Annotated in this window: 13 protein-coding genes; 1 reads left to right on the top strand and 12 read right to left on the bottom strand. The window is 53.4% G+C overall.

Annotated features, from left to right (window positions below; genetic code table 11):
- Window positions 1-37: 37 nt before the first annotated feature.
- Genes dolP through OGY67_RS11920 form a run of 4 tightly spaced genes read right to left on the bottom strand, consistent with a single transcriptional unit; the run spans window position 38 to window position 3,652 of the window.
- Window positions 38-613 (bottom strand): division/outer membrane stress-associated lipid-binding lipoprotein, encoded by a 576-nt coding sequence (dolP, locus tag OGY67_RS11935; RefSeq protein ID WP_008785904.1) that lies wholly within the window; start codon window positions 611-613, stop codon window positions 38-40.
- Between the two features lie 9 nt (window positions 614-622).
- A complete protein-coding gene (diaA, locus tag OGY67_RS11930; protein WP_003024948.1) occupies window positions 623-1,213 on the bottom strand; it encodes a DnaA initiator-associating protein DiaA in 591 nt (196 codons plus the stop codon).
- Window positions 1,214-1,247: 34 nt separating this feature from the next.
- Window positions 1,248-1,643 carry a YraN family protein gene (locus OGY67_RS11925; protein ID WP_003828625.1) on the bottom strand — a complete coding sequence of 132 codons (396 nt, stop codon included), beginning with the start codon at window positions 1,641-1,643 and terminating at the stop codon, window positions 1,248-1,250.
- On the bottom strand, window positions 1,601-3,652 hold the full coding sequence (locus OGY67_RS11920) for a penicillin-binding protein activator (RefSeq protein WP_008785903.1): 2,052 nt from the start codon (window positions 3,650-3,652) through the stop codon (window positions 1,601-1,603). The genes OGY67_RS11925 and OGY67_RS11920 overlap by 43 nt, the downstream gene beginning before the upstream one ends.
- A gap of 63 nt (window positions 3,653-3,715) precedes the next feature.
- Here OGY67_RS11920 and rsmI point away from each other — a divergent pair, with 63 nt between their 5' ends.
- Entirely contained in the window at window positions 3,716-4,579 is an 864-nt protein-coding gene (gene rsmI / locus OGY67_RS11915; protein ID WP_003024942.1) for a 16S rRNA (cytidine(1402)-2'-O)-methyltransferase, read from the top strand.
- Window positions 4,580-4,634: 55 nt separating this feature from the next.
- On the opposite strand, the gene kbaY is transcribed toward rsmI, so the two are convergent.
- From kbaY to kbaZ, 8 genes are all read right to left on the bottom strand, one after another.
- A complete protein-coding gene (gene kbaY, locus OGY67_RS11910) occupies window positions 4,635-5,516 on the bottom strand; it encodes a tagatose-bisphosphate aldolase subunit KbaY (RefSeq protein WP_048215473.1) in 882 nt (293 codons plus the stop codon).
- A 12-nt stretch (window positions 5,517-5,528) separates the two neighbouring features.
- Window positions 5,529-6,683, bottom strand: a complete 1,155-nt coding sequence (locus OGY67_RS11905) for an AgaS family sugar isomerase (protein WP_008785901.1) — start codon at window positions 6,681-6,683, stop codon at window positions 5,529-5,531.
- Window positions 6,684-6,984: 301 nt separating this feature from the next.
- Window positions 6,985-8,118 (bottom strand): N-acetylglucosamine-6-phosphate deacetylase, encoded by a 1,134-nt coding sequence (nagA, locus tag OGY67_RS11900; RefSeq protein ID WP_286573995.1) that lies wholly within the window; start codon window positions 8,116-8,118, stop codon window positions 6,985-6,987.
- On the bottom strand, window positions 8,115-8,549 hold the full coding sequence (gene agaF / locus OGY67_RS11895; RefSeq protein ID WP_234103420.1) for a PTS galactosamine/N-acetylgalactosamine transporter subunit IIA: 435 nt from the start codon (window positions 8,547-8,549) through the stop codon (window positions 8,115-8,117). Before agaF ends, nagA begins: the two co-directional genes overlap by 4 nt.
- A 16-nt stretch (window positions 8,550-8,565) precedes the next feature.
- On the bottom strand, window positions 8,566-9,444 hold the full coding sequence (agaE, locus tag OGY67_RS11890; protein WP_003024929.1) for a PTS N-acetylgalactosamine transporter subunit IID: 879 nt from the start codon (window positions 9,442-9,444) through the stop codon (window positions 8,566-8,568).
- The gene (gene agaW / locus OGY67_RS11885) at window positions 9,434-10,213 is read right to left on the bottom strand and encodes a PTS N-acetylgalactosamine transporter subunit IIC (protein WP_003839998.1); all 780 of its coding nucleotides are present in this window, start codon (window positions 10,211-10,213) and stop codon (window positions 9,434-9,436) included. Before agaW ends, agaE begins: the two co-directional genes overlap by 11 nt.
- Before the next feature lie 10 nt (window positions 10,214-10,223).
- Window positions 10,224-10,697: a PTS N-acetylgalactosamine transporter subunit IIB gene (agaV, locus tag OGY67_RS11880; RefSeq protein ID WP_003024925.1), complete on the bottom strand. Its 474-nt coding sequence runs from the start codon at window positions 10,695-10,697 to the stop codon at window positions 10,224-10,226.
- A 19-nt stretch (window positions 10,698-10,716) separates the two neighbouring features.
- Complete coding sequence (kbaZ, locus tag OGY67_RS11875) at window positions 10,717-12,012, bottom strand: tagatose-bisphosphate aldolase subunit KbaZ (RefSeq protein ID WP_020996349.1); 1,296 nt, start codon at window positions 12,010-12,012, stop codon at window positions 10,717-10,719.
- Window positions 12,013-12,147: the final 135 nt, after the last annotated feature.

The following is a 12,147-nucleotide window of genomic DNA, read 5'->3' as shown; positions in this document are numbered from 1 at the left end:
GTTCTGTAGGCCGGATAAGATGCAATCTACAGGCGTGTTACTTAATAAACGTAAAGGCTGTCGTGACGCGTTTCACGCCGCTTACCCGGCTGGCGATATCCGCCGCCGCCTTCGCTTCACGCTCGGTCACCAGACCTAACAGGAACACTTCTCCGTTCTCAGTCGTTACTTTCACATTAGAGGATTTCACCTGATCGCTGGTCAGTAACTGGGAACGTACTTTGGTGGTTATCCAGGTATCGTTGGACGCATCGCCCAGACCGATTGGCTGGCCCTGACGGATCTCATTAAAGACCTCAGTCGTACCTTCTACGCCCATCGCAATCTGTTTTGCACGTGCAGACAGTTCGCTATTCGGCGACTGGCCGACCAGCAGCACTTTACCCTGATATGCGCTCACGTTGATTCGCGCTTCTTTCTTGATCTGGGCATCTTTCGACAACGCCGTATTGACGCGTAATTCCAGGGTACTGTCATCAACCTGGGTGCCGACACTACGAGGATCCGTCGCGGCTTTAGTCCCGACAGCTGCAGTTCCAACAACGGCGGCAGCGACACAGCCTTGCAGCAGCAGTGCAGCGATAATCACAGCAAGCGGCGAAAATGCCTTCATGTGTACTCCTTAATCATCCTGGTGAGGGAAAAGCGTGTTATCGATAAGATCGCAAAGGCAGTTGACCGTCAGCATGTGCATTTCCTGAACGCGGGCGCTGTGGTGTGAGGGAATACGGATTTCAACATCCTGTGGCCCCAGTAATCCGGCCAGTTCCCCTCCGTCATACCCGGTCAGCGCGACGATTGTCATGTCGCGTGTCACGGCGGCTTCAACGGCTTTTACGATATCGCGGCTATTACCACGCGTAGAGATTGCCAGCAGAACATCACCTGCATGTCCCAGCGCACGGACTTGTTTTGCATAAACTTCGTCGTGCAGGCGATCGTTGGCAATCGCAGTTAAGACCACATTATCAGTATTTAGTGCAATCGCAGGTAAACTTGGGCGTTCTGTTTCAAAACGATTGATCATGCTGGCAGCAAAATGCTGTGCGTTGGCAGCGGATGTCCCATTACCACAACAGAGAATTTTGTTGCCATTGAGCAGGGACTGAACCAGCGTCATGGCGGCACGGGAGATTGCATCCGGAAGTGCTTCAGCCGCAGCTATCTGAGTTTGAATGCTTTCTGTAAAGCAGACTTTAATTCTATCTAACACGCTAATCCTTAAGAACCAGGCTCTGAATCTTCAACTATGAGCGGTCGTTGAACGCGTCCTTAAACCACTCAACATCATTTCCGGTGAAGGCTAACACATCGAACCGGCAATCCACAGTATCAAAACTCCCATTGTGGCGCGCAAGCCACAAGCGGGCGGTCTGTAATAATTTGTGTTGTTTGCTCCGGGTCACACTCGCCGCCGCACCGCCGAACTGTGCTGAGCGTCGGTAGCGAACCTCAACAAATACGGTGGTGTTGCCTTCACGCATTATCAGGTCGATTTCGCCACCACGTTCACGCACGTTGGCGGCGATAAAATGCAGTCCCTTGCTCAGCAGCCAGTCACGCGCAGTGGATTCCCACGCGTCACCGGTCTGTTTACTCGTTAACTGGCGGGGACGACTTGTCCTTGCTGGTATTTGAGCCATGATAACTTCCTGTTAATCACACAATCCTGCGTTGCGGTTAAGGCCCCGGTATTGCCGTTAATTTCGAAACCCTGCACCTGACGCATTTGCGAGAAGTGGTTGGCAAGCGACCAGGCATCGACACCCATGGCATACATACGCGCCAGCGAGTAGTCGTTACGAACCGCGCCAAGCGCCTGCTGCATGAGAGGCGCGTTAGCGCCTGCCAGCATCGGAATTTCGCTGTACTGCAAGCCTTCCATCTCCAGACGGAAATCCGGGCCGGCAGTGCCCTGCGCACTACGAGAGCTGGCGTACAGCGTTGCTCCGCTCTGGCTGCCGTTGCGCATGGCGATCATCGGCTTAATAAATGCAATTTCTTCCGGCGTCGCCAGAATATACACGGCATCAACACGACCGCTGCCGCCGGTTATTTGCGCATCGGTAGGTGCTGCCGGGATGGTCAGACCGCCAATCGTCACGCCGGGTTGTGCTGGCACAGAGGAGGCCACCGGGCTGCCTGTCAGGGAAATCCCCGAGCCACCGTTGACGCCCATTTTAAGTTCAGCGGTGGAGCCGAACTTCTGCTGCAATACCACGCCGCCACCCAGTTTTTGCCATTCCTGTGCAAAGGCGTTGGCAACGCGATCGCCTAATGAACTCCGTGGAATCAACAACAGCGGCGTCTGTTTTCCTTGATCGCGGATGTGGCGTGCGGCGTCGCGTGCTTCATCTTCTGGCGACAGGGCGAAGTAGCAGACATTCGGCAGATTTTTCACCGACTCCGGCTGGTTAAGCGCCAGGACGTTCAATGGCGTGTTGCTTTTCATCAGCTCTTCAACATTGTTCTTCAACAGTGGGCCAACCACGATGCTGGCGCCATCCTGCTGAACCTGAGTCAGGATCTGGTTCAGCGGCTGTGATGAAGTGTCGTAGATTTTCAGCTCAGCGGATGGATTCGCCGGTGCGCTGGCGGTTGTTGGCTGAGCGGGTGCTGCGGGCTGCACAGCAGGGGTTTCTGGCTGAGCCGGCGTCTCGTTGGTCAGATCGCTTACTGACGCCTGAGACGGGCTGGCAACGCCGTCAGTCGTTTGCGGCTGTTCTGTGGTGGTCGCGGCAGCTGGAACTGCGGCAGGTGCGACAGCAACAGGGGCTGCGACAGGTTGAGTGCCCATGTTTTTCGCAGCTTCAAAGCCTTGCTGAATAGTACGGCCAAATACAGCGGCCTGACCGTTCAGTGGTAACAGCAGGGCGATTTTGCTGGTGGAGGCGGGCTTAAAGCTCTGCACGTTAACCAACTGTGTTGGTAACAGTTTTGCTCCTGGGTTTTGCGGATAACGTTTCTGCCAGTCCGCAATACCAGCTTTCATCATGTCCGGATCGTTACGGTTATCGAACCAGACGCGCTGGAGATCCAGCCAGCCTTGCAGCACGTTTTCATCAGCATTGATGACCAGCGCTTGCGCTTGCTCCTGGGTCATGGACGACAGCGCCTGCCAGGTGGCGTCCATATTTTTCTGCTTAGCATTCGCGGCCAGCAGCGGTTCCTGCGCGATCAGGGCGCGCAGCAGCGTCAGAGATGGGCGACCCTGGTTGACGTCGATTTGCGCCTGCCAGTAGCGTGCCTGTTGGTTTTGATCGAAATCGGCGGGAGTTAACTTATCCAGCAGGGCCTGTGCGCCAGCGACATCTTTCTGCGCGAGCTTAATCTCGACGGCCAGCAGTGACTGCTCACGACGCTGGTTATCGCTTAGCTTCTGCGGTAGCTGGTTAAACAGTTCGATAGCCTGCTGGCTCTTGCCTTCTTTCAGCAGTGCACGAATGGCGAGTAATTGCCAGTTGGTCTTGCTATCATCTGAGCTTTGCTGCATTTGTTGCAGATAAAAGCCGGAATCAGCCTGCGCAGTGCCCTGCATATGGGCTGCACTCTGGTCTGGCGCCTGGGTGCCACAGCCTGCGAAAATCAGTGCTGCCAGAATGACTGGTAGCGCGCGTGCGGCTTTCAAACGAGAAAATGTTGAGGGTACCATACTGTATCCAGTGATATTTTTTTACTCAATGCTCAATATTAAATCGGCAATACGGACGACACAATGAAACAACACGAATCGGCGGATAATTCTCAAGGCCAACTCTTTATTGTACCTACTCCTATAGGAAATTTGGCTGATATTACCCAACGAGCGCTCGAAGTTTTACAAGCCGTTGATTTGATTGCCGCTGAAGACACTCGTCATACAGGATTATTGTTACAACACTTCGCGATTAACGCGCGTCTGTTCGCGCTACATGACCACAACGAGCAGCAAAAGGCCGAAACGCTGGTCGCGAAGCTCAAAGAAGGACAAAACATTGCGCTGGTTTCCGATGCCGGAACGCCGCTGATTAACGATCCTGGCTACCATCTGGTGCGTACCTGTCGTGAAGCAGGGATCCGCGTTGTTCCCCTGCCTGGTCCTTGTGCGGCGATTGCTGCCCTGAGCGCTGCAGGCCTGCCTTCAGACCGTTTTTGCTATGAAGGATTTCTGCCTGCCAAATCGAAAGGGCGTCGTGATGCGATGAAAGCCATTGAGGCCGAGCCGCGTACGCTTATTTTTTATGAATCTACCCACCGCTTGCTGGATAGCCTGGAAGACATGGTTGCCGTGTGGGGCGAATCCCGCTACGTGGTGCTGGCGCGCGAGCTGACCAAAACCTGGGAAACTATTCACGGGGCACCGGTTGGTGAACTGCTGGCGTGGGTCAAGGAAGATGAAAACCGTCGTAAAGGCGAAATGGTGCTGATTGTTGAAGGGCATAAAGCGCAGGAAGACGATCTTCCTGCCGATGCGCTGCGTACGTTGGCCTTATTGCAGGCAGAACTGCCGCTGAAAAAGGCCGCCGCGCTGGCTGCTGAAATCCATGGCGTGAAAAAGAATGCGTTGTATAAGCACGCGCTGGAACAGCAGGGAGAGTAAGCCCGATTGCTGATGGCCAAACCGACAAGGGTATGGCCATTAGCTAACACAGTGCTTAAGACTGAGCGGCAGTTTCACTGATTAATAAGCGGTTTGCTGACCCGCATACAGTGATTTTGCTACGCACCACTTCTTTCATCGCATCCATACCGACCCGCATGTAATAGCGAGGATCGTTGCCCTGCGGATTCTCCGCAAACCACGCTTTGACCGCATCGGCAAAAGCGATTTTCAGTTCGGTCGCGACGTTAACTTTGCAAACGCCAAGCTCGATCGTGCGGCGGACGTATTCGTCAGGGACATCGCTTGCGCCATGTAGCACCAGCGGAACGTCGACTACCTCACGAATTTCACCCAGCCGCTGGAAATCGATTTTGGGCGTCTTGGTGTACAAACCGTGTGCTGTGCCGATGGCAACAGCAAGGCTATCTACGCCAGTACGCTCAACAAACCGTTTAGCTTCTTGTGGATCGGTGAGGAAGGCGCTTTCTGCATCCACACTCATATCATCTTCTACGCCACCGAGGCGACCCAGCTCAGCTTCCACGCTGCAATCTTTGGCATGGCAAAAATCCACAACGGATTTCACCAGCTTCACGTTTTCTTCAAACGGAAAGTGGCTGCCGTCAATCATTGCGCTGCGCACTCCTGCATTCACTTTACGACGAATGTCGTCCAGCGACTCATGGTGATCGAGGTGCAGCGCCAGCGGTATACCGTAGCTGGTGGAATAAGCGCTGCACAGCGCGTAGATCTCTTCCAGCGCGATATGCTTAAAGGTACCCGGCGTTCCTGCCAGGATCACCGGCGATTGCATTTCATTGCACACTTCAAGGATCGCCTGGATCGTTTCGGCGTTATGAATGTTAAAGGCGGGTACGGCATAGCCCTTTTTTTGGGCATCCAGCAGGAGGTATTTCGTGGAAATAATGCTCATAAAACGATCCTTTTAGGCGTTCCAGGGATGAATAACAACGCCCTGTACAACGCGGTTCACAGTGCCGCTGGCAGAAGGCGTATCCGGTGTATTGCCGATATTGATGGATTGCGTCAAAGCAAAAACCTGGGCGTAGATCAGGAAGCAGAACGCCAATTCCATATCGATGAAAGAGCGTGCTGGTGGCAGCAGAATATGTGGGCCTGCTTCAATCACCTCATGGGTTTGTGCGGCAATCGCGACAACCCGCAATGCCTGCCGATCGCGGCGTAACTCTGCCAGCAGATCGAGATCGTATTGACGTGTATACGGATGGCTGGAAACAAAGACCACTACCAGCGTTTCGTTATCAACCAGTGACTTTGGACCGTGACGAAAGCCTGTCGGGGAGTCATAGAATGCGGCCAGTTTGCCTGCAGTCAGCTCCAGGACTTTCAGTGCTGATTCCCGCGCTGCTCCCTGTAATCCACCGCTACCGAGGTAAACGATCCGTTTCCAGGGTTCATTGCCAAATACACCGTCGCTGAAATCGCCCAGCGAAGTCAGAATCGTCTGGCACCGATCGGCCACGTCACGGAAGGTCTGGCTGTTGATTTTCTCTGGGGCAAATACTGCCAGGCAGCTGGCCATCATGGTGGTAATGCTGCTGGTCATCGCGAAGCCACGGTCATGTGTCTCTGCGGGCATTAACAGAGCAAAGGCATTGTCGCTTGCAACTGCGTTTTGATAGAGGCTACCTGCTTCGTTGCAGGTGATCGGCAGGTGATAACACTCAGGCACAAACTGATTAGCCAGTTCCACTGCCGCAACGCTTTCAGGGCTGTTACCTGAGCGAGCGAAAGAAATGAGCAGCAGCGGATGTGCGGGATTCAGGTAATCCATCGGATTGGTGACCAGATCGGTGGTCGGCACAGCGCTGATGTTTTTACCGGTATAGCTTGCCAGCCAGGGGGCGATGATGTCGCCAATGAATGCTGATGTTCCAGCCCCGGTCAGTATGATCCGCAGATCGTTTTTGCGCAGTAATGGTGCGAGAAAGCTGTCAATGGCAGATCGAATGTTGTCGATATTCGTAAGGGAACGGATCCAACTGGCAGGTTGTTGACGGATCTCTTCTTCGGTCCAGGTGCCCGTTACCGCGGTAACAGGGGTATAGGTTTCTGGCATAACTTAAGTCCTTAGTCTTGTAAATTCCACATAAGACGCTGGCGAGAATGTCGCTATCTTTCGTTTCGTTTCACTTGTTCATCTTGTCGATTGATTAAAATCTATAGGAAAGAAATCGAAAGAGCAATAATCCAAAAGGAAATAAAACGAAATTTGTGATCGTGAGAACGAAAGGTGTGGTTATCTTATTGATCTATAAGAAGTAGGCTTGTTGTAGGATGGTTAGGTATTTACACAAGCGAAAGGAAAAGAAAGGCCTTGCGATCGAAGACCGCAGGCCAACACGAGACAAAATGAAAGGTCAAAGGGGGAGAGCCTGACCCTGAATCCAGATCTGTTGTAAATGTAGCCCGCTATTGAGCGCGATCGCGTCTGCACGTTTTCCCGCTGCTAACGATCCCAGTTGGCGATCGATACCCAACAGACGTGCGGGGTGGAGAGAGGCCATATGAATTGCCTCTTCTGCCGTTATCCCGGTGAGCTCGACCATATTACGTACGGCTGCGTCAACCGAGAGCGTGCTACCAGCCAGGCCACCGGAAGCGGTACGCACAATACCACTGTGCATTTCCACCTCCTCACCGCAGAGTGTATAGCGTCCGTCTGGCATTCCTGCAGCCTGCATGGCATCGGTGATCAGCACCAGCCTGTCTTTGGCGCAACAGCAGCAGAGTTTCATGGCTGCCGGGTGGACATGGTGTCCGTCAGCGATAAGTTCCAGCCAGGCGCGAGAGTCGGTTAATCCTGCGCCAACCATGCCTGGCTCCCGATGATGTAAGCCGGTCATACCGTTGTAGCAGTGAACCAGTCCGTCAGCGCCGGCGTCAAAGGCCGCGCGGGTTTGTTCCCAGGTCGCTGCGCTGTGTCCCAGCATCACCCGTACGTTGCGCTGCTTCAGATGTTCGATGGCCTGCAATGCACCGGGTTTTTCTGGTGCCAGCGCAACGATGCGCAATGTTTGCTGGGAAATCGCAATCAGTTCATCCAGTTCACTGAGTTCCAGTTCCCTGAAAAGCTCAGGCGGGTGCGCCCCTTTGTTCTGCGGCGTAAAGTACGGGCCTTCAAGATAACTGCCCAGCACCTGTGCGCCGGGCCCTCCGGAATGGTAGCGATGGGCGATACGCTCAAGCGCCTTGTGAATATCCGGTAATGGAGCGGTGACGGTAGTGGGTAGCCAGTTGGCTACCCCTTCACGCGCTTTGTGCATCGCCAGTTTGTCGAGCGTATCCGATGCTTCATCCATCACATCGGCACCCGCGCCCCCGTGTACGTGGGTATCAATGTATGCCGGACAGAGCAGTTCAGCATCGCGGACCATAACGCCGGAAGGAATTGGCTCTATTGCCGCAATGATACCGTCTTCAACATGCAATTGATGATCGTCCAGCCAACCCTGTTCGGTCAGTAGACGTCTGGCGCGCAGTAGCAGTGTCATATCCCTTCCTCAACGGGCTTTTCCTCACGGCAGCGTCCCAGCTCGTCCACCAGGCTGGTTAAACCCCGGTGCCCGCACTCCAGCGCCTGCAAACGAAACGCTTCGCTGCTCAGGTCGTCGCGCTCCAGCACCATCTCCAGTAGCAGTTGTAGATTGGTACCGGTGATCACTTCAGTACCTTGCCTTTGCATGGCTAGTGTGGAAGCGACGCGAAATGGTGTTCCGCCCAACAAATCAGTCAGAAACACGATGTCTTGCTGCGCATCCAGTTCACCCACCGCCCGTTCAAGTTGTGAGGTGAGCAAGGCAGTGGTTGAGGTTTCCGGAAAGTCGATGGCAATGAACTGAGTCTGCTCACCCAGAATCTGTTTCATCGCTTTTTCCATTCCGCTGGCAAACCCGCCATGACCCGTCAAAATAATACCTAACATCTACAACCCCTTATATTTACAGGAAATGACAGAACTTACCTACGACGCCGAGCACCACGGTAATGGCAATAAGGCGCAGAGGACTCCAGCCACGGCGGACCAGCCAGAACATGGTTAATGTGTAGACCAGCGGTAAAAAAGCAGGCATCAGCTTGTCTATCACGTCTGTTTGCAGTTTCACTACCGCATCGCCAGCAGTGATTTCCAGCGTAGTGCTCAGGCGAACATAGGTCGCTACCAGCGCACCGATCACCGTCATCCCTACGATGGATGCCGCATGTCCAACCTTTTTGGTGTTAGCTTTAATCAGCGGAATGGCAGCAACGCCCATTCGATAAGCATAGTGTGCCAGCCCAAAGCGCAGACCAAGATGAACCACGTTGAACATAACAATAAAGACAACTGCACCAAGAATAGAGCCTTGCAGCGCCAGGCTGGCCCCGATACCGCCGCAAATAGGCAGTAACGTTAACCAGAACATGGCATCGCCGATGCCGCCAAGCGGCGCACCCACGGCAATCTTGGTGCTTTGAATACTGTTCACATCCTGCTTGGAGCGTTCCATCGCCAGGATAATCCCGATAACAAACGTGACCAGGAACGGGTGCGTGTTGAAGAAGCCCATATGGCCTTTCATCGAACGCGCCAGATCGCGCTTATTGGTATGGATCTTTTTCAGAGCAGGTAACAGGCCGTACAGCCATCCTGATGCCTGCATACGTTCGTAGTTAAAAGAGGCCTGCAACAGCATTGAACGCCAGGCAACACGGTTGATATCTTTTTTCGTCAGCTCGGCACCGATATTCTGGTCTTCGTAGACGTTTTCATTGGTGCCGGACAGCAGCGTTTCTTCGGTTTCGGAAACGTTCGGCAGAGCAGTTTGATTAGATGCCATCTTCGAATTCCTCTTTTTGTGCTGCGGGAGCTGTAGGTTCAGGTGATTTACGCAGAAAATCGATCAGCGCCATTGCCAGTGCTGCGGCGGCGATCGCCAGCACAGGGAGTTTGAGCCAGGCTGCGGCTACAAAACCCAGGATGAAGTAGGGGATATAGACGTTTTTCATCATGATTTTCAGCAGTACGGCGAAGCCGATAGCTGGCATGATGCCGCCTGCCACACCCAGGCCGTCAATCAGACGCGTTGGCAGAACATCTATCGCGGTTTTGGCATGTTCCGCACCAAAGTAAATCGGCAGGAACGCGCATAAAAAGTAGAAGGTCCCCAACGCGAGCAACGCCAGATAGTTGACCCGCTCAATCCCGGCGGTATCGGCATTCGCTGCCATGCGATCGCAGCGAGCCATCACCCCGGACATCACAGAGAACAGGAAGGTAATCCCCATCTGTACTGCTACGGCGAACGGTACCGCTACACCTACGGCAACTTCAGGTTTCACTCCGGTCGTTATGGCAAACGTGGTTCCCACGATAGTGCCGATAATCACGTTTGGCGGTTGAGCTCCCGCCAGTGGGGCAAGACCCATCCACACCAGTTCCAGCGTACCACCTGTTAAAATACCGGTATGCAGATCGCCCAGAATCAGGCCGACCAGCGGCCCGAGAACAACCGGGCGGTGCATGTGCGTTAACCCGTTGAACATATCCAGGCCTGCAATAAAGGCGAGAATACCCAACGCAAAAGCCTGCAACAGACTGATTTCCATTGTGAATCCCTCAGAGAAGTTTATAGAGGTCCTGGGCGGGTTCTGTTGGAACGCCCTGAACGAAGCATTCCACTCCAGCGGCTTTGAGCCCGTTGAACGCCGTAATATCGGCAGCGTCTACAGAAACCGTTTTGGCGATTTGTTGCTTGCCGTTGGCGTAGTGCATATTGCCAACGTTGATACGGTTAACAGGAACACCGCCTTCGACCAGACGGAAGAAATCCGCAGGCGATTTGCAGACCAGCAGAATTTTCTGGCGATCGGCGGCACGGTGAATATTGTCGATCACTTTTTGTAGTGACCAGAAGCGTACGGCGATCCCTTCTGCCAGTACCATTTCCATCAGGTTTTGCTGCACTGGATCTTCAGCCACCTCATCATTAGCGACCAGCACCAGGTTTGCCCCCGCAAACCCGACCCATTGCACACCAACCTGACCGTGAATCAGACGTTCATCAATGCGACTTAATACAATGTTTGGCATGGTATTTTTCTCTTTTTTGTTATGCGTTACGATCTGGAGCACCCAGGCAGGCGCAGTGATATTGCTGCAGTATGTCCTGAATATGGTTAATGATGAGTTCTCGCGGCGTGGCGCTGAGATCTCCCTCGCGCACTTTTACGTACTGCAAAGGTAAATACTGGCTAATCAGCGGTAGTGGAATGGGGTCGTCCGCCAGGTTACGTACCAGACGTTCAAATGCTTCATCAATCTGGCTGTCCGGCCAGTAGTAACGAACCCGATCAGAGTAGCTGTATCCACGGGCCAGACGGCGTGCGTTGCCATCACCGTGATAATGGCTCTGCCAGTACTCTGGTCTATCAAGCATTACGCTTTCCAGCACATGTCGCAGGCCCGAGCTGGCTTTTGCAGGCAGCAATTCTTCTTCAATGGCAGCTAACGAAAACAGCGCTTCGCGCAGGGCGAAGGTAAGCGCGGGTCCCACTTTCAGAATAGCGAAGTGGTCTATCACCAGTTGGCGCAAGGACTGTGGCGTTTGGTAATCGGTAGAATGCGCTTCAAAAACCAGCGTGTCGTAGTCTTCCACCATTTTGCTGAGTGCCACGGCTTTCTGCGGTTGATAATCAATGATGTGCGTGTGGTCGAATTCAACGCCAGGTTGCACGACCAGGGCGATAATACGTGCCCATATACCTTCCAGCCCGCGCTTTTCAAAGGCGTGATAGTGGGCCTGCAGCGTTGCACGTGCGGCATCTGGCGTTGTTACCGCCAGTTCGGTTAACGCTTCGTGTGCGCCACCAGGAACCGGAACTTCTGTGCCAATCACATAGACCAGGTCAGACTCGCCAAAATGTGCCATACAGGTTTCTTCGGCGACTTTGGCCAGGCGTGCGGCGCGCTCAGCGACGATTTCATCCGTCAGTGGAACCGGGTCGTTGGCACAAGACATGCTGCAATCGAGGTGGATTTTTTTAAAGCCTGCGGCGACATAGCTCTTGATCAGATCGTCAGCATTGGCCATTGCCTGTTCCGCAGGCAGATTTTGCCAACGGTTTGGCCCGAGATGGTCTCCGCCGAGAATCAGCATATCCTGAGAAAAATCAAGCGAGTCGGCTAATCGGCAGACAAAACTGCGAAAATCGGCTGGCGTCATACCTGTATAGCCGCCAAACTGGTCAACCTGATTAGAGGTTGCTTCGATCAACAGCGGTGTATGGTTTGCATGGGCGTAGCGTATTGCGGCTTCCAGTACGATTGGATGCGCGGAACAAACGGCATAAATCCCATTTGCCTTCCCCCGTTTATGCTGCTCGACCATTTTAGTTAGATGTTTCACTTTCCTCTCCAGGTCAGATTACTGCGACATCAATCTTTCGTTTTGTTTCATTTAATACTGCATCATGGTGTTATAAAAATAAAACGAAAGATAATAGTTTTCCGATCTGTTTCACAAAAGAAACACAATGAAAGG

The organism is Citrobacter sp. Cpo015, from assembly GCF_030333035.1.
GTDB classification, from domain to species: domain Bacteria; phylum Pseudomonadota; class Gammaproteobacteria; order Enterobacterales; family Enterobacteriaceae; genus Citrobacter; species Citrobacter portucalensis.
This window is presented reverse-complemented; position numbering and strand designations above follow the sequence as displayed.